The following is a 23,959-nucleotide window of genomic DNA, read 5'->3' as shown; positions in this document are numbered from 1 at the left end:
CCAGCCTGGCCTGCAGTCCCTTTCACTCAGGTTATCCACAGCCAGTTCCACAGCGATTGTGGGTAACGCAGCACGTTTCAATGACAGCCGTGTGAATCCCAGACCCGTTGCGCGCTGTGATGGAGGATGCCGTGGCGGCGGGCGAGGGCGTGGCGGTCCTTGCTGTAGCCGCCGCCGATCACCCCGACCACCGGGATGTCGCGGCCCAGACAATGGCGCATCACCCGTTCATCACGCTCGGCTACGCCCTCGTCGGTCAGTTGCAGATAACCGAGGGCATCGTCCTTGTGCACATCGACACCAGCGTCGTAGAGCACCAGATCCGGTTGATACAGCGGCAGCAGGTAGTTGAGGGTGTCATCGACCACCTGCAGATAATCGGCATCGCCCATGCCTTTGGGCAGCGGAATGTCCCAGTCACTTTCGGCTTTGCGCGCAGGAAAATTCTTCTCGCAGTGCAGGGAAACGGTAATCGCCTCCGGCGTGTCATGCAGAATCCGCGCAGTGCCGTCGCCTTGATGCACGTCGCAATCGAAGATCAGCACGCGATTGACCCGGCCGCTCTGCAACAGGTACTGGCTGATAATCGCCAGGTCATTGAAGATGCAGAAGCCGGCGGGGTAATCGTAGTGAGCGTGATGAGTGCCGCCGGCCAGGTGACAGGCCAGGCCATGCTCAAGGGCTTTCTCTGCCGCCAGGATCGAACCGCCCACCGCGCGCACGGTGCGTCGCGCCAGCGCCTCGTTCCAGGGCAGGCCGAGGCGCCGTTGGTCTTCGCGGGACAACTCGCCGCTCATGTAGCGTTCGATATAGCTGCGGTCATGGGCGAGGGCGAGGATGTCGTTGGGACAGATCTGCGGGCGCAGCAGGTCGGCGTCGCGGGTCAGGCCGCTGTCGACCAGGTGATCGCGCAACAGACGAAACTTGTCCATGGGGAAGCGGTGCTCCGCAGGAAACTCGGGGCTGTAGTCTTCGTGATAGATCAACGGCAAAGGCATGGCTTGTTTCGCGCAGAACCTGGGAAAGAATGAACGATCCTACCAGCGATGTAGACTCAACGGCATGGAAATGGAGGGGACGATGGAGCCGATACTGGAGCTGCAAAGCGCGCGCTTGTTGATGCGTCAATGGCAGGACGAGGATTTGCCGGCATTCGCCGCGATGTGCGCCGATCCGCAGGTGATGCGCTACTTTCCAGCGCCGTTGACCCGGCTCGAAAGTGCCGCATTGATCGGCCGCGTGCGCGGACATTTTGCCGAGCACGGCTTTGGCCTGTGGGCGCTGGAGCGCAAGGACACGGGTGAGTTCATCGGTTTCACCGGGTTGGGCGTGGTCGGCTTCGATGCGCCGTTTACCCCGGCGGTGGAAATCGGCTGGCGTCTGGCCAAGGAACACTGGGGCCTGGGTTATGCCAGTGAGGCGGCGTGGACGGCTCTGCGCGCGGGTTTCGACCAGTTGAAACTGGAGGAAATCGTCTCGTTTACCGCCGGGCAGAATGCGCAGTCGGAGAAGGTCATGCAGGCGATCGGCATGCATCACGATCCACAGGATGATTTCGACCACCCCAGGCTTGCGCTCGATCACCCGTTGCGCCGCCATGTTCTGTATCGCATCAGCCGCGAACAATGGCTGCAAACCTTGCATGAATAAGCCGACACGGACGTTTACAATGGCCGCCATCGTATTTGGCCCGTGCCAGAACCTGAATCGTCCGCCGCAGCCAAGACTGCGCGGCCATTGCTTTGTGTGAGGAGAGTCTGAATGAGCCAAGTGCTGGAAGATCTGGTCGATCTGCTGACCCTGGAACCGATCGAAGAAAACCTGTTCCGTGGCCGCAGCCAGGATCTGGGGTTCCGCCAGTTGTTCGGCGGTCAGGTGCTCGGCCAGTCGCTGTCGGCGGCCAGTCAGACGGTGGAAGAGGCGCGTCATGTGCACTCGCTGCACGGTTATTTCCTGCGCCCGGGCGATGCCAAGTTGCCGGTGGTCTATTCGGTTGATCGCGTGCGTGATGGCGGCAGCTTCAGCACTCGCCGCGTGACGGCGATCCAGAAGGGCCACCCGATCTTCACGTGCAGCGCTTCGTTCCAGTACGACGAAAAAGGCTTCGAGCATCAGGGCCAGATGCCGGCGGTGGTCGGCCCGGAAAACCTGCCCTCGGAGCTGGAACTGATCCAGCAGCGAGCGCACCTGATTCCCGAGCACATGCGTGAAAAACTGCTGTGTCCGAAACCGATCGAAGTACGCCCGGTTACCGAAAAAGACCCGTACAACCCGCAACCGGCCGATCCGCTGAAGTACGTGTGGTTCCGCGCCGACGGCGCCTTGGCCGACATCCCGGCGCTGCACAAATACCTGCTGGCGTATGCCTCGGACTTCGGCCTGCTGACCACTTCGATGCTGCCCCACGGCAAGTCGGTCTGGCAGAAGGACATGCAGGTCGCCAGCCTTGATCACGCGCTGTGGTTCCACAATGATCTGCGCGCCGATGACTGGTTGCTCTACGCGATGGACAGCCCGTGGGCCGGCAACTCCCGTGGTTTTTCCCGTGGCAGCGTATTCAACCGCGCCGGGCAACTGGTCGCTTCGGTGACTCAGGAAGGTCTGATCCGCCATCGCAAGGACTGGGCATGAGCCTGACCGCGGTTCGCCATTGGGTATTCGACATGGACGGCACGCTGACTGTCGCCGTGCATGATTTCGCGGCGATTCGCGTGGCACTGGCGATTCCGCCCGAGGACGACATCCTCACCCACCTCGCCGCGTTGCCAGCGGATGAAGCGGCGGCCAAGCATGCCTGGTTGCTTGAGCATGAACGCGATCTGGCGCTGGGCTCGACCCCGGCCACCGGCGCGGTTGAGCTGGTGCGCGACCTGCATGCGCGCGGTTATCGCCTCGGCATCCTCACGCGCAATGCGCGGGAGCTGGCGCATGTCACGCTGGAGGCGATCGGCCTGGCTGACTGCTTCGCGGTCGAGGATGTGCTGGGTCGCGACGAAGCACCGCCGAAGCCGCATCCCGGCGGTTTGCTGAAACTGGCCGATGCCTGGCAAGTGCCGGCCAGTGACATGGTGATGGTTGGTGATTACCGCTTTGATCTGGATTGCGGCCGAGCAGCGGGGGCGCGGACGGTGTTGGTGAACCTGCCGGATAACCCGTGGCCGGAGTTGACGGATTGGCATGCAAGGGATTGTGTTGAGTTGCGGCGGATGCTGCAGGCCTGAGATCGTTGTTGTCTGATCGGACGCCTTCGCGAGCAGGCTCGCTCCCACAGGGGAATGCATTCCAACTGTGGCATTTATTCCAAATGTGGGAGCGAGCCTGCTCGCGAAGGGGCCGGTGGATCCAGCAAAAAACTCACTGATCAAACAACGCCTTCTGCCCCTCCGCCGACGTCAGCATGCCATCCCCGTCATGCCCGACCCCAGGCACCTCCACCAGCCGCTGATTGACCCCCTCAGGATGGCGACGCAGCAAGTAACCGAAATACAGCTTACTGCGCATCAAGCGGTAAGCCCCTTGCGCCTCGGCTGCGCAGCTCTTGTCCAGCGCCGGGTGTTCCGGGTCGACGTCCTGCTGCCCGAGCAGATAAATCACCTCGCGTTTGACGTAAGCGCTCTCGACCTGCAACGGCGTTTGCCCTCCGGCATACACCGGCATGTCCGCCAGGCCGTACTTCCAGCGATTGAAACCCGGGCATTGTGCGTGGTCGAACGCCACTGGCCGCTGCTCGTTGAAGTACGCATAAGAAGAAGGATTGGCCACTACATAGCGCAAGCGAATACCGTTGGCCTTGAGCGCCGGCTGATCCTTGGCCAGCAGGGCGTAACGCTGCACCACCTGACCACCGCCGGAGTGGCCGAAGATCACGATCTGCTTCACGTCCGGAAACTGTTTGCGGTCGCTGAGCCGGGCGACGATTTCGTCCAGCGCCGCATAGGAACTCAGCGGATTCGGCCCGGTGGACAAGCCGCCGCCCATCCACTCGTCGCCCTGCCAGCGCAGCACCGTCGGCGGCAAGGAATACAGGGTGACGTCGCTTTCATTGAGAAACTGCGGAGCGATCACCAGCGTGTGCGCGGTCTGCCCGGCGAGTTCGGCGGCGCTTTCCGCGCTTTTGCGGTAGGTCTCGGCGTTGCGCAGGCGACCGTGAATGACGATCAGCACCCGCTCGATCTTTTCCGGTGCCGGGCCGATGCCCACTGCCATTTCCCCGGCCTTGAGTTGCAGGCGACCGGGGCTGATCGCATCGACGCCGGCCGCTTGCGCGGTGCCGGCGATCAACAGTAACGCCACAAGCCATTTATGCATTTACAGGGTTTTCGCCGCGAAGGTGTCGCACTGGCTTACCTGGCCTTGCGCGAATCCGGTTTTGAACCAGCGCACCCTTTGCGCTGACGTACCGTGGGTAAACGAGTCCGGGACCACACGGCCCTGACCCTGTTGCTGCAAGCGATCATCGCCGATGGCGTTGGCGGCGTTCAAGGCTTCTTCGATGTCGCCGGGTTCCAGCCAGTTCAGGCGTTTCTGCGCGTTATACGCCCAGACGCCGGCGAGACAGTCCGCCTGCAATTCCTGACGAACCAGCAAGCCGCCGTCGCCTTCCATTTGCCGGCCTTGCTGGCGCGCCGCCTGCATCTTCGCCGAGACGCCCAGCAGCGTCTGCACATGGTGGCCGACTTCGTGCGCGATCACGTAGGCCTGAGCGAAATCGCCGGCGGCTTTGAAGCGCTGCGACATTTCCTGGAAGAAGGCCATGTCCAGATAGACCTTCTGGTCGGCCGGGCAATAGAACGGGCCGGTGGCAGAAGTGGCCATGCCGCACGCGGAGTTCACCCGATTGCTGAACAGCACCAGTGTCGGGTCTTTGTATTGGCGTCCGGCCTGCTGGAAGATCGGACCCCAGGTGTCTTCGGTGTCGCCGAGGATCGAGCGGACGAATTCAGCCTGTTCATCATTGGCCGGCGGTGCCTGACGGGTTTGCGAGGTGGGCGCCGGTTGTTCCATCTGGCCGGTCAACTGGCCGAGGATCTGCAGCGGGTCCTGGCCGGTGAGCCAGCCGATGCCGACGATCAGCACGATGGCCGTCAGGCTCAGGCCCTTGCCGCCACCGAAGCGCATGCCGCCGCCACCGCCGGCATCATCACCCCGGGCGTCGACGACGTTGTCACTGCGTCGGCCTTTTTTCCATAGCATGTGGGAATCCTCTTTTATTGCCGGTGATGAATCTGCTGGTGATGAGTGTTGCCGCTGTGTGAGTGTGGCGCCAGTCCGGTCGTCCGTCCATGCACACGCGCCCACATGGTGCGGGCCTGGTATTGACGGTCGAGCGGGCCGTGAATTCAATCCCGAGTGGAATTTCTTCCGTCGAATTCATGAACCCGCTGTTTCGACGGCAGTCTGTGATGTTGCACACTGGCCGGACGCCGAAGTGGCGGGAATCTTGCCTCAAGGTTTTGCCTGGCGGCGGTTTCCCGGCGAAGAAGAGTGCAACCTGTGCGGTTGCTGAAAGCTCGGCCGACTATGATTGCCGCAACGATTGCCGCCAGCGCGAACGCTCGCCCGGGTATTTTTTCAGAGATTGCCAATGACCGTCAGCACCCCGCTCTCCGGTGTCAACCAGCCCTTCAAGGGGATTCTGCTGATTGTCGTGGCGACGTTCCTGTTTTCCAGCCACGACGCCTTGTCGAAATATCTCTCCGGTTTTTATCCGATCGTGATGGTGGTGTGGGCGCGCTATGTGGTGCACACCTTGTTGATGGCGGGGATTTTCCTGCCGCAGTCCGGTTTGCGCGTTCTGCGCACCAAGAAGCCGTTATGGCAACTCGCCCGTGCACTGTGCCTGCTCGGCACCAGCCTGTTTTTCACCACGGCGCTGCTGTACATCCCGCTGGCGGAAGCCACCGCGGTCAACTTTCTCGCGCCGGTACTGGTGACGGCGTTATCGGTGCCGCTGCTCAAGGAACGAGTGACGCGCGGGCAGTGGATCGCGGTGATCTGCGGCTTCATCGGCGTGCTGATCATCGTCCACCCGGGCGGCGAACTGTTCACCCCGGCAATCCTGCTGCCGTTCTGCTCGGCGCTGTTCTTCTGCTTCTACCAATTGCTGACGCGCAAGCTCGCCGAAGTGGACAGCCCTACCACCAGCAACTTCTTCGCCGGGCTGTGCAATACCCTGGTGATGAGCGCGCTGGTGCCGTTCTTCTGGCAGGTGCCGACGTTGCCTCATGCCGCGCTGATGCTGGCGCTGGGCAGTTGCGGTATGACGGCGCATCTGTTCCTGACTCAGGCCTTCCGTCACGCAGCACCAGCCTTGCTGGCGCCGTTCGGCTATTGCCAGATCGTCTTTGCCGGGTTGTTGGGCTGGCTGCTGTTCAATCACACACCGAGCGGGTTGACGGTGATTGGTATTGCGGTGATCTGTTGCAGCGGATTGGCGGCAGCGTGGCAGCAGAGCCGGCGCTGAAGAGCGGAATCCCGGTACAACTTGTGGGAGCGAGCCTGCTCGCGAAAGCGGTGTGTCAGTCACCCTGTTCAGTGGCTGACTTGACGCCTTCGCGAGCAGGCTCGCTCCCACAATGGGATGTATGCAGGCAGGTTATTCGGTAATGGTCGGAATCTTGCGCGGTGCCATGAAGTACATCCACGTCAGTGCGAGGAAGTACATCGCCGGAATCAGCGTGAACAGCACCGTGTAGTTGTTGTTGGTAACGGTGAGGATGTGGCCGACGATCTGGGTCATGAACATCCCGCCGATCGCCGCGCACATGCCGCCGAAGCCGAACACCGTGCTCATCATGTGCTTGGGCGTGTAGTCCATCACCAGGCTCCAGATGTTCGCAGTCCAGGCCTGATGCGCGCCGATCGCCAGCGAGATCGCCGCCACCGCCACCCACAGATTCGCCGAACCGGCGGCCATGACCACGCCGATGATGCAGCAGGCAAACAGCAACATCGACAGCAGCCGCGCCTTGATCGAGTTCATCCCGCGGCCGATCAGGAACGAGGACAGAATCCCGCCGCCGACACTGCCGAAGTCAGCCGTGACGTAGATGATGATCAGCGGAATACCCATCTGCGTCACGTTGATGCCGAGGTTGTATTGCTGATTGAGAAACGGCGGCAGCCAGTACAGATAGAACCAGAACACCGGCGCGGTCAGCGAGTAGGCGAGGGCGAAGGCCCAAGTGCCGCGCATGCGCAGGATCTTGCTGAACGGCACGCGGGCCTGTTCCGGTTCGACTTGCTGCTGGATGTAATCGAGTTCCGACTGCTTCACCGTCGGGTGATCTTCCGGATTGAAATACTTCAAGCCCCAGAACAACAGCCAGATGCCGCCGAGTGCCGCCATGCACAGGAACGCCGCTTGCCAGCCCCACACATGCAGGACCAGTGGCAGCAGCATCGGCGTGAACATCGCGCCGACGTTGGTGCCGGCGTTGAAGATGCCGGTAGCGACAGCGCGTTCACCGGCCGGGAACCACAGGCGCGTGGTTTTCACACAGGCCGGGTAGTTGGCCGCTTCCGTCAGGCCGAGGATGAAGCGGCAGACCATGAAGCCGACGGCGGAGGTCGCCAGGCCATGGGCACCGGTGGCCAGGCTCCAGAGCAGTACGGCGCAGAAGAACACGCGCTTGACGCCGACCCGGTCGATCAGGCGTCCCTGCAGGACAAACCCGATCGCGTAGCCGACCTGAAACCAGAAGTTGATGTTGGCGTAGTCCATCGCCGTCCAGCTCATTTCCTTGGCGAGGATCGGCTGCATGACGCCGAGGGCGGCGCGGTCGATGTAGTTGAGGGTGGTGGCAAAAAACACCAGCGCCAGCATGCCCCAGCGGGTCTTGCCGACGGCCATGGCGCCGCGGATCTTGTCGCCAATGCCACCCGTGGCAGTGCTCATGGCCGGAGCCATGCGGGAAGTCTGTGAAGGAATCATGTGTTCCACCCGTTTTTGGATTTGTTATTTGGTGTTCTTTTCTGTCGAACACCTTGCCCGGTGGTTAGTGGCCGGACTCGATGTGCAACCGATGTTGGGCAGTGAACAAAAAATCGTCAATTCGCCAAATCGCCTTAGTGTTCGATAATCGCACGCAAAACTAACCGGGTAGTACACTTTAAATTGCTGCGCGCAGGGATGCAGCCAATAATTTCCCTCACTATAAAAACCCATTCCCCGGTAGGAGCTGCCGAAGGTTGTGATCTTTTGATTTTGCTGTTTTGGTAATCAAGATCAAACGATCGCAGCCTTCGGCAGCTCCTACAGTAAAGATAAAGCGGCGCAGTCCGGGAGTTGAAACATGCAGCGTTCCATTGCCACCGTTTCCTTGAGCGGCACCCTGCCGGAAAAACTCGAAGCCATTGCCGCCGCCGGGTTCGACGGCGTGGAGATTTTCGAAAACGACCTCCTGTACTACGACGGCAGTCCCCGGGAAATTAAGCAGATGTGCGCCGATCTGGGGATCGCCATCACCCTGTTTCAGCCGTTCCGTGACTTCGAAGGCTGCCGCCGCGAGCGCCTGGCGCGCAACCTTGAGCGTGCCGAGCGCAAATTCGATCTGATGCAGGAGCTCGGCACCGACCTGGTGCTGGTCTGCAGCAACGCCTCGCCGGACAGTGTCGGCGATCAACAAATCCTCGTCGATGATTTGCGCCTGCTGGCTGAACGCGCCGGCGCCCGTGGCTTGCGCATCGGTTACGAAGCGCTGGCGTGGGGCCGTCACGTCAATACTTATCAACAGGTCTGGGACATCGTCCGTCAGGCTGATCACTCCAACCTCGGCGTGCTGCTCGACAGCTTCCATACCCTGTCGCTGAAGGGCGATCCCAGCGCGATCGCCGACATTCCCGGGGACAAGATCTTCTTCGTGCAAATGGCCGACGCACCGATCCTGGCCATGGATGTGCTGGAGTGGAGTCGGCATTTCCGCTGTTTCCCGGGGCAGGGCGAATTCGATCTGCCGGGTTTCCTCGCGCCGATCATAAAGAGTGGTTATACCGGGCCGCTGTCGCTGGAAATCTTCAACGACGGCTTTCGCGCCGCGCCGCCACGGGCCAACGCCGCCGACGGTTTGCGCTCGCTGCTGTATCTGGAAGAGAAGACCCGTCAGCGTCTCGAGCAGGAAGCGGCGCCGGTGGCCAACCGTGAGATTCTTTTCGAAACGCCGCCGGCCAGCGAATACAACGGCGTGGAATTTCTCGAATTTGCCGTCGACGAAGCGCTGGGCGCGAAGCTCAGTCACTGGCTGCAACGCCTCGGTTTCGCCAAGGCCGGGCAGCATCGCTCCAAGAGTGTCAGCCTGCTGCGTCAGGGCGATATCAACCTGATCCTCAACTCCGAGCCGTATTCCTTCGCCCACAGCTTTTTCGAAGCCCACGGCCCGTCACTGTGCGCCACGGCCGTGCGGGTCAAGGACAGCGCCAGTGCGCTGGCCCGCGCGGTCGCTTACAAGGGGCAGCCCTATCGCGGCCTGGTCGGGCCGAATGAACTGGAGCTGGCGGCGGTGCGCGCACCGGACGGCAGCCTGATTTATCTGGTCGATGCGGACGCCGACGTGTACGGCACCGATTTCAATCTGTTGCCGGACGCGCAGACCGGCGGCGGCCTCAGGCGTATCGATCACATGGCCATGGCACTGCCGGCGGACAGCCTCGACAGTTGGGTGCTGTTTTACAAAAGCCTGCTGGATTTCGAAGCCGACGATGAAGTGGTGCTGCCCGATCCGTACGGTCTGGTGAAGAGCCGCGCACTGCGCAGCCGCGACAGTTCGATCCGGCTGCCGCTGAACATTTCCGAGAACCGCAACACCGCCATTTCTCATGCGCTGTCGAGTTATCGCGGCTCCGGTGTGCACCACATCGCCTTCGATTGTGACGACATCTTCGCCCAGGTCAGTCGCGCCAAAGAGGCCGGTGTGCCGCTGCTGGACATCCCGTTGAATTACTACGACGACCTTGCGGCGCGTTTCGATTTCGACGATGAATTCCTCAGCGAACTGGCCTATTACAACGTGCTCTACGACCGTGATGCCCAGGGCGGCGAGTTGTTTCATGTCTACACCGAGCCGTTCGAGGGGCGTTTCTTCTTCGAGATCATCCAGCGCAAGAATGGCTATGCCGGCTACGGCGCGGCCAACGTTGCGGTGCGGCTGGCGGCGATGGCCAAATCCCGCAGCGGTGCGGTGCGCCAGGCGAAGTTGTAGGGAATTCGTAAACGCGGGATTAAACACCGGCTGCGCGGCTTCCTTCACTGTCCCGCGCGGCCCATAATCGCCAGCTTGTGCAGTGATGGCCGTGAGCCCGCGATGACCATGAATTCAGAACTTTCCGCCGCTGCTGTCGAGTCCGACGCAGTGCCGCGCAAGAGTCGCAAGAACAACCCGGAAAAGACCCGCGAAAACATTCTCCAGGAGGCGATCGTCGAGTTCGTCCAGCAGGGCTTGTCCGGCGCCCGCGTCGACGCGATCGCCGAGCGCATCCACACCTCCAAGCGCATGATCTATTACTACTTCGGCAGCAAGGAGCAGTTGTACGTCGAGGTGCTGGAGAAGCTTTACGGCGATATTCGCAGCACGGAAAACCGCCTGCACCTGGACGAGCTGCCGCCCGAGCTGGCGATCCGTCGGTTGGTGGAATTCACCTTCGATCACCATGACCACAACGTCGATTTCGTGCGCATCGTCAGCATCGAAAACATCCACAACGCCGAGTACGTAAAGCGTTCCGATGCGATCAAGGCGCTGAACAACACGATCCTCGACACCTTGGGCGGGATTCTGCAACGAGGCGCGGACGAAGGTTTGTTCCGGCGTGGCATCGATGCGCTGGACGTGCACCTGCTGATCAGTTCGTTCTGCTTCTATCGCGTGTCGAACCGCCACACGCTGGGAGAAATCTTCCAGATCGACCTGCCGGACGAAACCATCAAGCAGCGCCACCGCGAGATGATCTGCGAATCGGTGTTGCGCTACCTGAAGGCCTGACTCGATCCCCCCTGTGGGAGCGAGCCTGCTCGCGAAAGCGGTGTGTCAGTCGCCCTGTTCGTTGACTGAATCGACGCCTTCGCGAGCAGGCTCGCTCCCACAAGAGTTACCCTGTTGTTCAGCCATTCATGCTCTGAAAATGCTCAAGCATGCGCTGCGCATCCGGCACCACGCCGCTGAACAATTCAAACGCCTTCACCGCCTGAAACACCGCCATGTTGCCGCCATCCAGGGTGCGGCAGCCCAAAGCGCGGGCGTCGCGCAGCAGTTCGGTTTCCAGCGGGAAATACACAATCTCCGCGACCCACATTGCCTTGCGCAGCAACCCGGCCGGCACCGGTGAACCCGGCAGCTTGGCCATGCCCATCGGCGTGGTGTTGACCAGGCCATCGGCCTGCGCCAGCGCCCCGGGCAAATCCCGTCCCGCCTGCGCGCGACCGGCGCCAAAATGTTGATTCAGATTGTTCGCCAGGCTCTCGGCACGCTCGCGGTCGACATCAAAAATCGTCAATTGCCGTACGCCTTCACTGAGCAGCGCGTGGGCCACCGCCGCGCCAGCGCCACCGGCGCCCATCTGGACTACACGTTCTCGGGCAGCATCCGGCAGACCTCGGCGAAAACCCTCGGCGAAACCGAGGCAATCGGTGTTGTGGCCGACACGCTTGCCGTCCTTCAGCACCACGGTGTTGACCGCGCCGATGCCACGGGCTTCCGGCGACAACTCATCGAGCAGCGGGATGACCGCCTGTTTGCACGGGAAAGTGATGTTCAACCCGGTGTAATTCATCTGCTCCGCCGCTTGCAGCAAGTCGGGCAGAGCCGTGCTGTCGAGGTGCAATTGATCGAGGTCGATGAGCTGGTACAGATAACGCAGGCCCTGCGCATCACCTTCGTGCTCATGCAGTGCCGGTGTACGTGAAGCCTGAATCCCGGCGCCGATCAGCCCGGCGAGTATCACCCTGGAACGCGACATGGTTCTTACCTCTGCAACCGCTGACTGAAATGCTCCAGCGCCAGGCGGTAGCCATGGCTGCCGAACCCGCACATCACCGCCGTGGCGATGCCGGAAACAAACGAATGATGTCGAAACGGCTCACGGGCATGCACGTTGGACAGATGCACCTCGATCACCGGCAATTCACTGGCGACCAGTGCATCGCGAATCGCCACGGACGTATGCGTCCACGCCGCCGGATTGATCACGATCCCGGCACAACGACCACGCGCGGCGTGAATCCAGTCGAGCAGCTCGCCTTCATGATTGGTCTGGCGAAATTCCACGGTCAGGCCGAACTCGTCAGCCGCGCGACCACACAGTGCAGAAATATCGGCCAGGGTTTCATGACCATAAGTCGCCGGCTCGCGGGTGCCGAGCAGGTTCAGGTTCGGGCCGTTAAGCACCAGAACGATAGGGGACATGGGGGCAACTCCACTTATTGTTTTTGGCATGGGCCGAGAGGTTCCGGCCTGTGGAGATAAAATGTACTAGATGGTTACATCGGTCAATTGAACAGAAATGACCTGGGCGTTTTATGTTCGGTGATCGCACAGATCAAAAGATCGCAGCCTTCGGCAGCTCCTACAGATAACCGCGTTCCACATGTAGGAGCTGCCGAAGGCTGCGATCTTTTAGAGCACCCACAAAAAAGCCGTCAATCACGACGGCTTTCTCGTACCAACTACCCGCGATTAGCGTCGGGTCAGCAGCACACCGGATTCCATGTGATGGGTCCACGGGAACTGGTCGAACAATGCGCACTTGGTAATGCGGTGGGTGTCATGCAGCTGGGCGATGTTGGCCGCGAGGGTGTCAGGGTTGCAGGAGATGTAGAGGATGTTGTCGAAGCGTCGTGTCAGTTCGCAGGTGTCCGGGTCCATGCCGGCGCGTGGCGGGTCGACGAAGACGCTGCCGAATTCGTAGCTCTTCAGATCGATGCCGTGCAGGCGGCGGAAAGGGCGCACTTCGTTGAGCGCTTCGGTCAGCTCCTCGGCGGACAAACGCACCAGCGTAACGTTATCCACAGCGTTTTCGCTGAGGTTGCTCAGGGCCGCGTTGACCGAAGTCTTGCTGATTTCGGTAGCGAGCACTTTGCGCACGCGAGTCGCCAGCGGCAGGGTGAAGTTGCCGTTGCCGCAGTACAACTCGAGCAGATCGTCGCTGCGATCGCCCAGCGCTTCGTATGCCCAATTGAGCATCTTCTGGTTCACCGTGCCGTTGGGCTGGGTGAATGCGCCCTCGGGCTGGCGATAGCTGAAGGTGCGGCCGCCGACTTCGAGTTTCTCGACGACATAGTCCTGCCCGAGCACTTCGCGCTTGCCTTTGGAGCGGCCGATGATGCTCACGCCGAGATCTGCCGACAGCTTCGTTGCTGCCGCATGCCAGTGCTCGTCCAGCGGACGGTGATAGCACAGGGTGATCATCGCGTCGCCGGCCAGCGTGGTCAGAAACTCGACCTGAAACAGCTTGTGGCTCAGCGCCGAACTGGCTTGCCACGCGGCCTTCAACTGCGGCATCAACTGGTTGATGCGCAGGCTGGCAATCGGGAATTCTTCGATGAGGATCGGCGTGCGTTTGTCTTCCTGAGAGAACATCGCGTAGTGGCGTTCGCCGCCCTCGCGCCAGAGGCGGAATTCGGCGCGCAGGCGAAAGTTCTGCAACGGCGAATCAAACACCGTCGGCGCAGGTGCATCGAACGGTGCCAGCAGATCACGCAAACGCGTGACCTTGGCTTCGAGTTGTTCGGCGTAGGCTTGGGAATCGAAACTCATGCGTTGAACCAACCCAACTTGATCACAAACAGAATCGACAGAATCACCAGTGCCGGGTTCAGCTCACGGGCACGGCCGGACAGCAGTTTGATGGCGGTCCAGGCGATGAAGCCGAAAGCGATGCCGTTGGCGATCGAATAGGTGAACGGCATCGCCAGTGCTGTGACCACAACCGGCGCAGCCACGGTGATGTCGTCCCAGTCTATTTCCGCCAGGCCGGAAGTCATCAGCACGGCGACGAACAGCAGCGCTGGCGCAGTGGCGAACGCCGGAACGCTGGCCGCTAGGGGCGAGAAGAACAGCGCCAGCAGGAACAGGATTGCCACGACGATGGCGGTCAGGCCCGTGCGGCCACCGGCACTGACGCCGGCAGCGGATTCGATGTAACTGGTCGTGGTCGAAGTACCCAGCAGCGAGCCGGCCATGGCCGCAGTACTGTCGGCGATCAGCGCACGGCCCATTTTCGGCATGTGGCCGTCCTTGCCCATCAGGCCGGCGCGCTTGGCGACGCCGATCAGGGTCCCGGAGTTGTCGAACAGGTCGACGAACAGGAAGGCGAAGATCACGCTGACCAGACCGATGTCCAGTGCGCCTTTGATGTCCAGTTGCAGGAAGGTCGGCGCCAGCGACGGCGGCATTGACATGATGCCGCCGAACTCGGTGACGTTCAGTACGATCGAGGCGATGGTTACGGCGAGAATGCCGATCAGCACCGCGCCACGCACTTTCAGCGCTTCGAGGGCGACGATCACGGCAAAGCCGACGGTGGCCAGAATCGGTGCCGGTTTGGTCAGATCGCCGAGGCCGACCATGGTCGCCGGGTTGCTGACCACGATACCGGCGTTGTGCAGGGCGATCAGCGCCAGGAACAGGCCGATACCGGCGGCAATCGCCGAGCGCAGTGGCAGCGGAATGGCGTTGATGATCCATTCACGGATGCGGAAGATCGACAGCAGAAAGAACAGCACGGCGGAAATGAACACCGCACCCAGCGCCACCTGCCAGGTGTGGCCCATGTGCAGCACCACGGTGTAGGTAAAGAAGGCGTTCAGGCCCATGCCCGGAGCGAGGGCGATCGGGTAGTTGGCGATCAGGCCCATCACGGTCGAGCCGATTGCAGCCGCCAGACAGGTGGCGACAAAGATCGCGCCTTTGTCCATGCCGGTCTCGCCGAGGATGCTCGGGTTGACGAACAGAATGTAAGCCATGGCCAGGAAAGTCGTGACGCCCGCAAGAATTTCGGTGCGCACGTTGGTGTTGTGTGCCTTGAGTTGAAACAGCCTTTCCAGCATGTCTGCTCCCCGTGGCGCGCGTGGCGCCGTGAATGTATCGACCTCAACAGCAAAGCACAGACCGTCGCAAGCGCCTGGAAAATTGTCGTGGGCCGGAAAAAGCCGCGCATCATACCAGCCGCGTGAGGAATTTGGCGGATGTTGGTGTCGATCGTCGGCGAAGTTTTGCGCAGCCAACAACTGCGCCATACTGCGCGCTGATTTTTTGGAGTGGGCAGGCATGCGCAACGGTTGGATCAGGATTTTCGGATGGATTGCAGCACTGCTGCTGACAGCTCCGGCGTTCGCGGCATCGGCGCCGCCGTTGACCGAGGTGAAGGTGATCAAAGTGCAATCGCCATCCTGCGGTCTGGAAGATATCGCCGATAACCAGCCGCAAACCCAATGCAATCACAGCGGGCCGAATATCAAAGTCTTCGTGCTGGAAGTCGGCTATGGCCAGAACCAGCCACACGTGACTCTGGATGGCTTCGAGGTCAACGGCACCCGAGGTCCGGTGTGCGCCTTCGATAATGGCAACCTCACTGAATGCACCCCTGGCAGCAAAACCGTCGGATCTCTTTATACCTTCGATCTGGCCGGCAAACAGGAAGGCACCTTCAACTTCAGCAACACCTCGATCAACGCCCCGCGCAACACGCTTTCGACCCAGCTTTACATCAAGTAACGGCTGTCTGCGAACAGGGTGGGACAAAGCTGACTACGCTTGACTGACTATCCAGCGGAAAGCGCCCATGACTTCCAGAGCCCTGATTGCCCTCGCCGAGGGCATCGACGATTTGCAAAGCGTGACCCTGATCGACGTGCTGCGCCGCGCCGGCATCGAAGTGGTCGCCGCCAGCATCGAAGGCCGACGCATGCTGACCTGCGCGCGCGGCACCCGGCTGACTGCCGACGGCATGCTCGTCGATGTACTGGCACAGACTTTTGACCTCATTGTCCTGCCGGGCGGTGCCGTCGGTTCCCGGCATCTGGCGGCGCATCAGCCCTTGCAGCAATTGCTCAAGGACCAAGCCAGCGCCGGCCGCCTGTTCGCCGCCATCGGCGAAGCTCCAGCTGTCGCCCTGCAAGCATCAGGCGTGCTGCGCCAGCGACGCATGACCTGCCTGCCCGGCGCCAGCCATCAACTATCAGGCTGTACGTTTGTTGATCAAGCGGTGGTGGTCGACGGCAACTGCATCACCGCCCAAGGCTCGGGCGCGGCGCTGGAATTTGCCTTGACCCTGGTCGAGCAGCTTGCTGGCAAGGCGTTGCGGGCGAGGGTAGCGGGGGAGTTGATGGCCTGAAGGATTCAGGCCTTCTCTTCCACCGGCACATGCATCCGATCCCGACTCGCCAACGTCGGAAACAGTTTGATCCACGTCCCCGTTACCACCAGCGTGCCGATCCCGCCCATCACCACGGCCGGCACGGTGCCGAACCAGTGGGCGGTGAGGCCGGATTCGAATTCGCCCAACTGGTTCGATGCGCCGATGAACAGGCCGTTGACCGCACTGACCCGGCCGCGCATTTCGTCGGGGGTTTCCAGTTGTACGAACGAGGCGCGGATGACCATGCTGATCATGTCCGCTGCGCCGAGCACCACCAGCACCGCCAGCGAGAACCAGAACGAGGTCGACAGGCCGAACGCGATGGTAGCGACGCCGAAGATGCCGACGGCGGTGAACATCACCCGGCCGACATTGCGTTCCACGGCAAATCGCGCCAGAAACAGCGACATCAGCAACGCACCCACCGCCGGCGCCGAGCGCAACAGGCCAAGGCCCCACGGGCCGGTCAGCAGAATGTCCTTGGCGAATACCGGCAGCAACGCCGTGGCGCCACCGAGCAACACGGCGAACAGGTCCAGCGAGATCGCTCCGAGGATGTCCGGACGGCTGCGGATGAAGCGAATTCCCGCCAGCAGCGAGTCCAGCGTGGCTTTGCCTTTATTCAATGGCGTCTGGCGTGCCGGCAGGTTGAGCATCAGCGCGCAGGCGATCACGTACAGCAGCACGGTCGGGCCGTAGACCCAGACGCTGCCGAACGCATAGAGCAAACCGCCAAGAGCCGGAGCGACGATAGTGGCCGACTGCTGCGCCGATTGCGCGGCGGCAACCGCACGGGGGAAAAGCGCACTGGGGACGATGCTCGGCAGCAAGGCCTGAGTCGTCGGCATCTCGAACGAACGGGCGGCGCCGAGCAGGAAGGCGAGGATGAAAATCATCTCGCGGGTGACGTGATCGGTGGCGCTGCCGATAGCCAGCGCCAAGGCAATCAGTGCCTGCAACGACTGGCAAAGCGCGGCGACCTTGCGCCGATCATAGCGATCGGCAACGTGCCCGGTGTGCAGCATGAACAGCACGCGCGGGGCGAATTCGACCAGACCGACCAGGCCCAGATCCAGCACGTTGCCAGTCAGCTGATACAGGTTCCAGCCGATCGCGACGGTGAGCATCTGGAAACCGCTGGCGGTGAAAATCCGCGCCAGCCAAAAGGCCATGAATGGTCGATGGTGACGTAACAGCAGGGGCTCTTGAATGGGCATCTGAAGGCAGGTCTTGGGCGAGTGAACGGCGAGATTATCACCAGTCTGTAACAGGAAGTTGCTAGGAGAAACAATTCAGTTAGCCAGACATCGATCTTTCATGCTGACAATCAACCCTGTGGTGAGGGGATTTATCCCCGTTGGGTCGCGCAGCGGCCCCAAAAGCTGGAAGCGACGACTGCTGCGCAGCCGAACGGGGATAAATCCCCTCGCCACAGGAGAGTGAGGCAACTTGTCACGCGGCAAACCACCACGCAGTTCATTGGCAAAAATGGGACTACTCTTTCAACGTTGCTTGATCCAGATCAAGACCCCGACCGGAACTGATCTGGCGGCCATTTGGCCAGACTCCCTGCGTTGCGATGGTTGCAAAAAAAGAACGAATCCGAATTCGCCGCACTCCATATCCGTGGGGGCAGTGGTGCAGGCCTCCGGGCCAGCTACCCGTATTACCTGACAGAGGAAGCCATATGTTCGGTTTAGAGGCTCTGGATCTCGCCCGAATTCAGTTCGCGTTCACCATCTCGTTCCACATTCTGTTCCCGGCCATCACCATCGGCCTGGCGAGTTACCTGGCAGTGCTCGAAGGTTTGTGGCTGAAGACCCGCAACGACACCTACCGCGATCTCTACCATTTCTGGTCGAAGATTTTTGCCGTCAACTTCGGCATGGGCGTGGTTTCCGGGCTGGTCATGGCTTATCAGTTCGGCACCAACTGGAGTCGTTTTTCCGACTTCGCCGGTGCCGTCACCGGGCCGTTGCTGACCTATGAAGTGCTCACCGCGTTCTTCCTTGAGGCCGGTTTCCTTGGCGTCATGCTGTTCGGCTGGAACAAGGTCGGGCGCGGCCTGCACTTCTTCTCGACGGTGATGGTAGCGATCGGCACGCTGATTTCGACCTTCTGGATTCTCGCCTCCAACAGCTGGATGCAGACCCCGCAAGGCTTTGAAATCGTCAACGGTCAGGTCATCCCCACCGACTGGCTGGCAATCATCTTCAACCCGTCATTCCCTTACCGGCTGATGCACATGGCCACGGCCGCGTTCGTCGCGACGGCGTTCTTCGTCGGCTCGTCAGCGGCCTGGCACCTGCTGCGCGGCAGAGACAACACGGCGATCCGCACCATGCTGTCGATGGCCATGTGGATGGCATTGATCGTCGCGCCGATTCAAGCGGTGATCGGCGACTTCCACGGCCTCAACACGCTCAAGCATCAGCCAGCGAAAATCGCTGCGATCGAAGGCCACTGGGAAAACCATGGCGACGAAGCGACGCCGCTGATCCTGTTCGGCTGGCCGGACATGAAAGAGGAACGCACCAAGTTCGCCGTAGAGATTCCATACCTCGGCAGCCTGATTCTGACCCACTCGCTGGATAAACAAGTACCGGCGCTGAAGGAATTTCCACCGGAAGACCGGCCGAATTCGACCATCGTGTTCTGGTCGTTCCGGATCATGGTCGGCCTCGGTTTCCTGATGATCTTCACCGGTTTGTGGAGTCTGTGGCTGCGCAAGCGTGACTCGCTGTATACCTCGCGGCCGTTCCTGCATCTGGCGTTGTGGATGGGGCCGTCCGGCCTGATCGCGATTCTCGCCGGCTGGTTCACCACGGAAATCGGCCGTCAACCGTGGGTGGTCTACGGCCTGATGCGCACTGCCGATGCTTCGTCCAACCACAGCTTCATGCAGATGAGCATCACCCTGATCATGTTCGTCGTGGTCTATTTCGCGCTGTTCGGCGCCGGTCTCGGCTACATGATGCGCCTGGTGCGCAAAGGGCCGAAGATCAGCGAAGGCAGCGCAACGCCGGACGGTGGTCCAGGCAAGAAACGCACCCCGGCGCGTCCGTTGTCCGCAGCCGACGATCCGGCCGAGGGCGAGCACGAAGACAACACTCGCTTGACCAAGGAGATTTGACTCATGGGTATCGATCTTCCGCTGATCTGGGCCGTGATCATCATCTTCGGCATCATGATGTACGTGGTCATGGACGGCTTCGACCTGGGCATCGGCATTCTCTTCCCGTTCGTGCCCGGCAAGACCGATCGCGACGTGATGATGAATACGGTCGCCCCTGTATGGGACGGCAACGAAACCTGGCTGGTGCTGGGCGGGGCGGCGTTGTTCGGCGCCTTCCCGCTGGCCTATTCGGTGGTGTTGTCGGCGCTGTACCTGCCGCTGATCTTCATGCTCATGGGCCTGATCTTTCGCGGTGTGGCCTTCGAGTTCCGCTTCAAGGCGAAGGATGAAAAACGTCACCTGTGGGACAAGGCATTCATCGGTGGTTCGATCGCGGCGACGTTCTTTCAGGGCGTGGCGCTGGGAGCGTTCATCGATGGTCTGCCGGTGGTCAATCGCCAGTTCGCTGGAGGTTCACTGGATTGGCTGACGCCGTTCACGCTGTTCTGCGGCGCGGCGCTGGTGGTGGCCTATGCCTTGCTCGGCTGCACCTGGCTGATCATGAAAACCGAAGGCAAGTTGCAGGAACAGATGCACGACCTGGCGCGGCCGCTGGCGTTCGTGCTGCTGGCGGTAATCGGTATCGTCAGCCTGTGGACACCCCTGTCGCATCCGGAAATCGCCTCACGCTGGTTCAGCATGCCGAACCTGTTCTGGTTCATGCCGGTGCCGATTCTGGTGCTGGTCACTTTGTACGGCCTGATCCGCGCGGTGGCACGTAACGCCAACTACACGCCGTTCCTGCTGACTCTGGTGCTGATCTTCCTCGGCTACAGCGGCTTGGGCATCAGCCTGTGGCCGAACATCGTGCCGCCGTCGATCTCGATCTGGGACGCCGCCGCGCCGCCGCAAAGTCAGGGCTTCATGCTGGTCGGCACGCTGTTCATCATTCCGTTCATCCTGGGTTATACCTTCTGGAGCTACTACGTGTTCCGCGGCAAGGTCACCCACGAAGATGGTTATCACTAATCCAATGCTGGGCTTGCCCTGTGGGAGCGAGCCTGCTCGCGAAGGCGTCCGCAGTGACGCCTTGGCTTAACGGAGATCGATGCAATGACCGGCAAACATTCCCTGCACGACATTGAAGAAGCCGAAAAAAAGCCGCTGTGGCAGCGGCTCGGCTGGTTGGCCCTGATCTGGGTTGGCAGTGTCGGCGTGTTGTTCATCGCCGCCAGCCTGATGCGCATGTTCATGAATGCCGCGGGTTTGACCACCCACTGAAATATCCCGTCCCGGCGCCTTCGGGTATGGACTCGCAACCCTCCTCACGGAGGGTTTTTTATGCCGCAGATTTATTTGCGGGCCTTGAGGATGACAAATTTCGGCGTGGCCGCCACTTGCTCGACACCACGAAACAAGCGCGCCAGTTTGCTGTGATAGCCCAGATGCCGATTGCCGACAATGTACAGCGCACCGCCGACCACCAGTGCCTCGCGCGCCTGCTGGAACATGCGCCAGGCGAGGAAATCGCCGACCACCTGTTGCTGATGGAACGGTGGGTTGCACAGCACCACGTCCAGCGACTGCGGCGCCTGCCCGGCCAGACCATCGCCAGCGCGCACGATCACTTCGCGATCGCCCAATGCCGCGCGCCAGTTCTCGGCAGCCGATTGCACCGCCATGAACGATTCGTCGACCAGCGTGTAATGCGCATCCGGGTTCTGCAAGGCGCTGGCGATTGCCAGAACACCGTTGCCGCAACCGAGATCGGCAACCCGTGCGCTGCCAAGGTTCTTCGGCAGATGCGGCAGAAAAGCGCGAGTGCCGATGTCGAGGCCTTCGCGGCAGAACACATTGGCGTGGTTGAGCAGTTCGATTGCCGGTTCGTCGAGGCGATAGCGAGTCGGATAGGGCGATGTGGCGAGCGCTTTGGTTTCAGGCGTGGCGATCAGCAGTCGGGCTTTCTTCACGGCCAGCGACGCCTGCACCGGGCCAATGTAGCGCTCGAGCAGATCGCCGGCAGCGCGCGGCAGATGCTTGACCATGGCGGCGGCGATCACTTGCGCGCCCGGCGCGAGTTGCCCTTGCAGGCGGATCAACTGCTCTTCCAATAGCGCCAGCGTCTTGGGAACGCGGATCAGCACCCGGTCAAACGGCCCGACCAAAGGCTCACTGGCCGGAATCGGACGGATCGCATCGAACGCCTGGCCATTGCGCAGCAGATTCTTTTCCAGCCCGACGAAACCGAGGAACGAGTCGCCGCTGCTGCTCACCTCGACCTTGCCCAGCAGGCTGATCGCCAAGGCGCCAAAGCTGTCATTGAGCACCAGCACGCGGGTGCTGCTCTGAGGTTGTCCGCTGGCGAGATGATTGAGCAGGTATTCGTCCGCCGCATCGAAGGCTTGCAGCGGTTCATTCTGCTGTTCAGGCTGGCGGATCAGGTCGAGCTGGGCGAAAGGCGTTTCGAGCAAGGGCATGGGGCGGGGACTCAGGATATTCGGCAGATATCCCGTTGCCGGCAGATGGTGCGACGGGATCCGACCGAGTGGACTGCGATGCAAGCAGGTTGCGTCATCACTCGGAAAGGCCTGAATGGTACGTTTTTTTGCGCGTAAATACTCGCAGGATTACCGTGCGATATCGCTCGTCAGTCAGATAATCCCGGCACGAGCGGCGGCAATCACCGCGGAAATCTTGTTGCAGACGTTGAATTTTTCGATGACGTTTTGCACATGATAGTTAACGGTGCGTTCGCTCAGGCTGAGGATTCTCGAAATATCGTGAGCGGTTTTGCCCATGGCGGACAATTTCATGATCTCCAGCTCCCGGGACGATAGCCTCGGTTTGCTGGGTTTGGCCGGTGTGGGAACGGTGCGGGCATACAGGTCACTGAAGTGTCGGTTGGCAAAAAACAGATAACCGTAATGCTCATACAGTTCGAGCGGGCTGATCGGGCAGTGGGTTCGAGCCAGACTGATGATGCTGCACAAACCGCTGGTTTCGTCATGAAAGGCCTGCGACCAGCCATGCTGCAGCCCATTCTGTTTCAACGCCTGCCACAACTCGGGTGCATCGTTGAAGACTCTTTCTTCCCAAACGATGGGTAATATTGAGTGATTGCAATGCGCTATTACCGGATCAATATTGCGAAAGTTCTCTTTGTTGTACTGAATGTTCCATTCTTTAGGGTAGTTATTGATCTGCAAGGCATTCAGGTGGACATCACGATGAGGGGACGTCACTGCTATTGCACAGTAGTTAAAGCCCAGATTCTCGGCAAATCTCAGCAGTATCGGGTACGCCGCTTCAATGCCTTTGGCAAATGTCAGTTGTTTCAATTGTGATTCCTTCCACGTTTCCATGAACTTTGCCTCTGTATCTTGATATCGGGGTGCGGAATGGATCCAAAAGATCCGGCACGAATCGAAGTGTAGGATCTTTCCTGCGAAACGCCTTACATTTTTTCGAGATTGAAACTTTGATGTTTTTTATAAAGTGTTCTTAGCAATACGCGCTGTTATATTTTAACTGCCATCTTAAAGTTATTACTCTAGATCTAAAATTGACATCACATCGAATGTGCAGCGCTGATTCTGTCAATATCATTACCGTTGGCAGGTGTTTGGCAGCGCGGTTTTGCGGGACACTGTAGGCAATCGTTTCTAGGAGCGCCTCATGACTGCCAGTACCGAGAAGTACACCACCCAGACCTTGCTCGATGTGCAACCGTTGACGCCGAACCTGTTCACGCTGCGCACCAGCCGCGACCCAGGCTTTCGCTTCCGTGCCGGCCAGTTCGCCCGGCTGGGCGTCACCAAGGCCGATGGCAGCACGGTCTGGCGCGCCTATTCGATGGTGTCGTCGCCGTTCGACGAGTTTCTCGAGTTCTTTTCCATCGTCGTGCCGGGCGGCGAATTCACCAGTGAGCTGAGCCGGCTCCAGGTCGGCGACAGCTTGATGGTAGAACGCCAGGCGTTTGGCTACCTGACGCTGGATCGCTTTGTCGATGGCCGAGACCTGTGGTTACTGTCCACCGGCACCGGGGTGGCACCGTTTCTGTCGATCCTGCAGGACTTCGAGGTCTGGGAGAAATTCGAGCGGATCATTCTGGTTTACAGCGTACGGGAGGCGCGGGAACTGGGTTATCAGGAGTTGATCGCCGGGTTGGCGCAACGGGAGTATCTGAGCGAATACGCCCACAAGCTGCAATTCATCCCCACTGTGACCCGCGAAGCGCATCCAGGCGCGCTGCGGGGCCGGATTACTACGCTGATTGAAAACGGCGAGCTGGAACGCGCGGCGGGCGTTAAGCTCTCGCCAGAGCATTCGCGTGTGATGTTGTGCGGCAACCCGCAGATGATCGACGACACCCGCGCCTTGCTCAAGCAGCGCGACATGCGCCTGAGCCTGACGCGCAAGCCGGGGCAGGTTGCGGTGGAAAATTACTGGTAACGAAAACGGCACCCGCGGGTGCCGTTTTGATGACTACCGAATGCC

General features: G+C 60.6%; 23 protein-coding genes. 12 read left to right on the top strand and 11 right to left on the bottom strand.

Annotation, left to right across the window (positions count from 1 at the left end):
- Positions 1–77 precede the first annotated feature (77 nt).
- Positions 78–998: a histone deacetylase family protein gene (locus NF676_RS23495; protein ID WP_252886836.1), complete on the bottom strand. Its 921-nt coding sequence runs from the start codon at positions 996–998 to the stop codon at positions 78–80.
- 82 nt (positions 999–1,080) lie between these two features.
- Between NF676_RS23495 and NF676_RS23490 the strand changes: the two genes are divergently transcribed.
- The 3 genes from NF676_RS23490 to NF676_RS23480 all read left to right on the top strand — a co-directional run bounded on the left by NF676_RS23490 (position 1,081) and on the right by NF676_RS23480 (position 3,221).
- Positions 1,081–1,650 carry a GNAT family N-acetyltransferase gene (locus NF676_RS23490; RefSeq protein WP_110603105.1) on the top strand — a complete coding sequence of 190 codons (570 nt, stop codon included), beginning with the start codon at positions 1,081–1,083 and terminating at the stop codon, positions 1,648–1,650.
- A gap of 111 nt (positions 1,651–1,761) precedes the next feature.
- Entirely contained in the window at positions 1,762–2,631 is an 870-nt protein-coding gene (tesB, locus tag NF676_RS23485) for an acyl-CoA thioesterase II (protein ID WP_041477751.1), read from the top strand.
- Complete coding sequence (locus tag NF676_RS23480) at positions 2,628–3,221, top strand: HAD family hydrolase (protein WP_041477753.1); 594 nt, start codon at positions 2,628–2,630, stop codon at positions 3,219–3,221. The genes tesB and NF676_RS23480 overlap by 4 nt, the downstream gene beginning before the upstream one ends.
- A 133-nt stretch (positions 3,222–3,354) precedes the next feature.
- Here the strand turns inward: NF676_RS23480 and NF676_RS23475 are convergent, their stop codons facing one another.
- Positions 3,355–4,308: an alpha/beta hydrolase gene (locus NF676_RS23475; RefSeq protein WP_252886835.1), complete on the bottom strand. Its 954-nt coding sequence runs from the start codon at positions 4,306–4,308 to the stop codon at positions 3,355–3,357.
- Complete coding sequence (gene ypfJ, locus NF676_RS23470) at positions 4,309–5,193, bottom strand: KPN_02809 family neutral zinc metallopeptidase (RefSeq protein ID WP_095181874.1); 885 nt, start codon at positions 5,191–5,193, stop codon at positions 4,309–4,311.
- Between the two features lie 391 nt (positions 5,194–5,584).
- Here ypfJ and NF676_RS23465 point away from each other — a divergent pair, with 391 nt between their 5' ends.
- Entirely contained in the window at positions 5,585–6,463 is an 879-nt protein-coding gene (locus NF676_RS23465) for a DMT family transporter (protein ID WP_041477756.1), read from the top strand.
- Between the two features lie 132 nt (positions 6,464–6,595).
- Here the strand turns inward: NF676_RS23465 and NF676_RS23460 are convergent, their stop codons facing one another.
- A complete protein-coding gene (locus tag NF676_RS23460; protein ID WP_056790566.1) occupies positions 6,596–7,933 on the bottom strand; it encodes an MFS transporter in 1,338 nt (445 codons plus the stop codon).
- A gap of 361 nt (positions 7,934–8,294) precedes the next feature.
- Here NF676_RS23460 and quiC point away from each other — a divergent pair, with 361 nt between their 5' ends.
- Positions 8,295–10,196 (top strand): 3-dehydroshikimate dehydratase QuiC, encoded by a 1,902-nt coding sequence (gene quiC / locus NF676_RS23455; protein WP_252886834.1) that lies wholly within the window; start codon positions 8,295–8,297, stop codon positions 10,194–10,196.
- A 102-nt stretch (positions 10,197–10,298) separates the two neighbouring features.
- A complete protein-coding gene (locus NF676_RS23450; protein WP_016773079.1) occupies positions 10,299–10,976 on the top strand; it encodes a TetR/AcrR family transcriptional regulator in 678 nt (225 codons plus the stop codon).
- 118 nt (positions 10,977–11,094) lie between these two features.
- On the opposite strand, the gene NF676_RS23445 is transcribed toward NF676_RS23450, so the two are convergent.
- From NF676_RS23445 to NF676_RS23430, 4 genes are all read right to left on the bottom strand, one after another.
- Positions 11,095–11,949 (bottom strand): shikimate dehydrogenase, encoded by an 855-nt coding sequence (locus tag NF676_RS23445; protein WP_252886833.1) that lies wholly within the window; start codon positions 11,947–11,949, stop codon positions 11,095–11,097.
- A gap of 5 nt (positions 11,950–11,954) precedes the next feature.
- Positions 11,955–12,395, bottom strand: coding sequence for a type II 3-dehydroquinate dehydratase (aroQ, locus tag NF676_RS23440; protein WP_137215639.1), 441 nt, complete (start codon positions 12,393–12,395; stop codon positions 11,955–11,957).
- 270 nt (positions 12,396–12,665) lie between these two features.
- Positions 12,666–13,745 carry a tRNA (uridine(54)-C5)-methyltransferase TrmA gene (trmA, locus tag NF676_RS23435; protein WP_252886832.1) on the bottom strand — a complete coding sequence of 360 codons (1,080 nt, stop codon included), beginning with the start codon at positions 13,743–13,745 and terminating at the stop codon, positions 12,666–12,668.
- Positions 13,742–15,037: an NCS2 family permease gene (locus tag NF676_RS23430; protein WP_016773083.1), complete on the bottom strand. Its 1,296-nt coding sequence runs from the start codon at positions 15,035–15,037 to the stop codon at positions 13,742–13,744. The genes trmA and NF676_RS23430 overlap by 4 nt, the downstream gene beginning before the upstream one ends.
- Before the next feature lie 220 nt (positions 15,038–15,257).
- Here NF676_RS23430 and NF676_RS23425 point away from each other — a divergent pair, with 220 nt between their 5' ends.
- Positions 15,258–15,704 carry a DUF4879 domain-containing protein gene (locus NF676_RS23425; protein ID WP_252886831.1) on the top strand — a complete coding sequence of 149 codons (447 nt, stop codon included), beginning with the start codon at positions 15,258–15,260 and terminating at the stop codon, positions 15,702–15,704.
- A gap of 67 nt (positions 15,705–15,771) precedes the next feature.
- On the top strand, positions 15,772–16,323 hold the full coding sequence (locus NF676_RS23420) for a DJ-1 family glyoxalase III (RefSeq protein WP_252886830.1): 552 nt from the start codon (positions 15,772–15,774) through the stop codon (positions 16,321–16,323).
- Positions 16,324–16,328: 5 nt separating this feature from the next.
- Here NF676_RS23420 and NF676_RS23415 read toward each other — a convergent pair whose 3' ends face one another.
- Complete coding sequence (locus NF676_RS23415) at positions 16,329–17,564, bottom strand: MFS transporter (RefSeq protein ID WP_095181867.1); 1,236 nt, start codon at positions 17,562–17,564, stop codon at positions 16,329–16,331.
- A 470-nt stretch (positions 17,565–18,034) separates the two neighbouring features.
- Between NF676_RS23415 and NF676_RS23410 the strand changes: the two genes are divergently transcribed.
- From NF676_RS23410 to NF676_RS23400, 3 genes are all read left to right on the top strand, one after another.
- Positions 18,035–19,480, top strand: a complete 1,446-nt coding sequence (locus NF676_RS23410) for a cytochrome ubiquinol oxidase subunit I (protein WP_252886829.1) — start codon at positions 18,035–18,037, stop codon at positions 19,478–19,480.
- Positions 19,481–19,483: 3 nt separating this feature from the next.
- Positions 19,484–20,491, top strand: a complete 1,008-nt coding sequence (gene cydB, locus NF676_RS23405; RefSeq protein WP_016773089.1) for a cytochrome d ubiquinol oxidase subunit II — start codon at positions 19,484–19,486, stop codon at positions 20,489–20,491.
- A gap of 84 nt (positions 20,492–20,575) precedes the next feature.
- Entirely contained in the window at positions 20,576–20,743 is a 168-nt protein-coding gene (locus NF676_RS23400) for a DUF2474 domain-containing protein (protein ID WP_016773090.1), read from the top strand.
- Between the two features lie 71 nt (positions 20,744–20,814).
- On the opposite strand, the gene NF676_RS23395 is transcribed toward NF676_RS23400, so the two are convergent.
- Together NF676_RS23395 and NF676_RS23390 are read right to left on the bottom strand one after the other, a co-directional pair.
- Positions 20,815–21,939, bottom strand: a complete 1,125-nt coding sequence (locus NF676_RS23395; RefSeq protein WP_252886828.1) for a methyltransferase — start codon at positions 21,937–21,939, stop codon at positions 20,815–20,817.
- Positions 21,940–22,113: 174 nt separating this feature from the next.
- Entirely contained in the window at positions 22,114–22,824 is a 711-nt protein-coding gene (locus tag NF676_RS23390; protein WP_041477771.1) for an autoinducer binding domain-containing protein, read from the bottom strand.
- A gap of 313 nt (positions 22,825–23,137) precedes the next feature.
- Here NF676_RS23390 and NF676_RS23385 point away from each other — a divergent pair, with 313 nt between their 5' ends.
- Entirely contained in the window at positions 23,138–23,914 is a 777-nt protein-coding gene (locus NF676_RS23385; RefSeq protein ID WP_252886827.1) for a ferredoxin--NADP reductase, read from the top strand.
- The last annotated feature ends 45 nt before the right edge of the window (positions 23,915–23,959 follow it).

The organism is Pseudomonas siliginis (genome assembly GCF_024072275.1).
GTDB classification, from domain to species: domain Bacteria; phylum Pseudomonadota; class Gammaproteobacteria; order Pseudomonadales; family Pseudomonadaceae; genus Aquipseudomonas; species Aquipseudomonas siliginis.
Note: the sequence above shows the minus strand (reverse complement) of the source record. Positions and strands in the feature narration are given on the sequence as shown.

What these genes read in the sequence shown, in the direction of transcription:
- NF676_RS23495 (WP_252886836.1), bottom strand. Translation starts at nt 998, where the DNA reads ATGCCTTTGCCGTTGATCTATCACGAAGACTACAGCCCCGAGTTTCCT.
- NF676_RS23490 (WP_110603105.1), top strand. Translation starts at nt 1,081, where the DNA reads ATGGAGCCGATACTGGAGCTGCAAAGCGCGCGCTTGTTGATGCGTCAA.
- tesB (WP_041477751.1), top strand. Translation starts at nt 1,762, where the DNA reads ATGAGCCAAGTGCTGGAAGATCTGGTCGATCTGCTGACCCTGGAACCG.
- NF676_RS23480 (WP_041477753.1), top strand. Translation starts at nt 2,628, where the DNA reads ATGAGCCTGACCGCGGTTCGCCATTGGGTATTCGACATGGACGGCACG.
- NF676_RS23475 (WP_252886835.1), bottom strand. Translation starts at nt 4,308, where the DNA reads ATGCATAAATGGCTTGTGGCGTTACTGTTGATCGCCGGCACCGCGCAA.
- ypfJ (WP_095181874.1), bottom strand. Translation starts at nt 5,193, where the DNA reads ATGCTATGGAAAAAAGGCCGACGCAGTGACAACGTCGTCGACGCCCGG.
- NF676_RS23465 (WP_041477756.1), top strand. Translation starts at nt 5,585, where the DNA reads ATGACCGTCAGCACCCCGCTCTCCGGTGTCAACCAGCCCTTCAAGGGG.
- NF676_RS23460 (WP_056790566.1), bottom strand. Translation starts at nt 7,933, where the DNA reads ATGATTCCTTCACAGACTTCCCGCATGGCTCCGGCCATGAGCACTGCC.
- quiC (WP_252886834.1), top strand. Translation starts at nt 8,295, where the DNA reads ATGCAGCGTTCCATTGCCACCGTTTCCTTGAGCGGCACCCTGCCGGAA.
- NF676_RS23450 (WP_016773079.1), top strand. Translation starts at nt 10,299, where the DNA reads ATGACCATGAATTCAGAACTTTCCGCCGCTGCTGTCGAGTCCGACGCA.
- NF676_RS23445 (WP_252886833.1), bottom strand. Translation starts at nt 11,949, where the DNA reads ATGTCGCGTTCCAGGGTGATACTCGCCGGGCTGATCGGCGCCGGGATT.
- aroQ (WP_137215639.1), bottom strand. Translation starts at nt 12,395, where the DNA reads ATGTCCCCTATCGTTCTGGTGCTTAACGGCCCGAACCTGAACCTGCTC.
- trmA (WP_252886832.1), bottom strand. Translation starts at nt 13,745, where the DNA reads ATGAGTTTCGATTCCCAAGCCTACGCCGAACAACTCGAAGCCAAGGTC.
- NF676_RS23430 (WP_016773083.1), bottom strand. Translation starts at nt 15,037, where the DNA reads ATGCTGGAAAGGCTGTTTCAACTCAAGGCACACAACACCAACGTGCGC.
- NF676_RS23425 (WP_252886831.1), top strand. Translation starts at nt 15,258, where the DNA reads ATGCGCAACGGTTGGATCAGGATTTTCGGATGGATTGCAGCACTGCTG.
- NF676_RS23420 (WP_252886830.1), top strand. Translation starts at nt 15,772, where the DNA reads ATGACTTCCAGAGCCCTGATTGCCCTCGCCGAGGGCATCGACGATTTG.
- NF676_RS23415 (WP_095181867.1), bottom strand. Translation starts at nt 17,564, where the DNA reads ATGCCCATTCAAGAGCCCCTGCTGTTACGTCACCATCGACCATTCATG.
- NF676_RS23410 (WP_252886829.1), top strand. Translation starts at nt 18,035, where the DNA reads ATGTTCGGTTTAGAGGCTCTGGATCTCGCCCGAATTCAGTTCGCGTTC.
- cydB (WP_016773089.1), top strand. Translation starts at nt 19,484, where the DNA reads ATGGGTATCGATCTTCCGCTGATCTGGGCCGTGATCATCATCTTCGGC.
- NF676_RS23400 (WP_016773090.1), top strand. Translation starts at nt 20,576, where the DNA reads ATGACCGGCAAACATTCCCTGCACGACATTGAAGAAGCCGAAAAAAAG.
- NF676_RS23395 (WP_252886828.1), bottom strand. Translation starts at nt 21,939, where the DNA reads ATGCCCTTGCTCGAAACGCCTTTCGCCCAGCTCGACCTGATCCGCCAG.
- NF676_RS23390 (WP_041477771.1), bottom strand. Translation starts at nt 22,824, where the DNA reads ATGGAAACGTGGAAGGAATCACAATTGAAACAACTGACATTTGCCAAA.
- NF676_RS23385 (WP_252886827.1), top strand. Translation starts at nt 23,138, where the DNA reads ATGACTGCCAGTACCGAGAAGTACACCACCCAGACCTTGCTCGATGTG.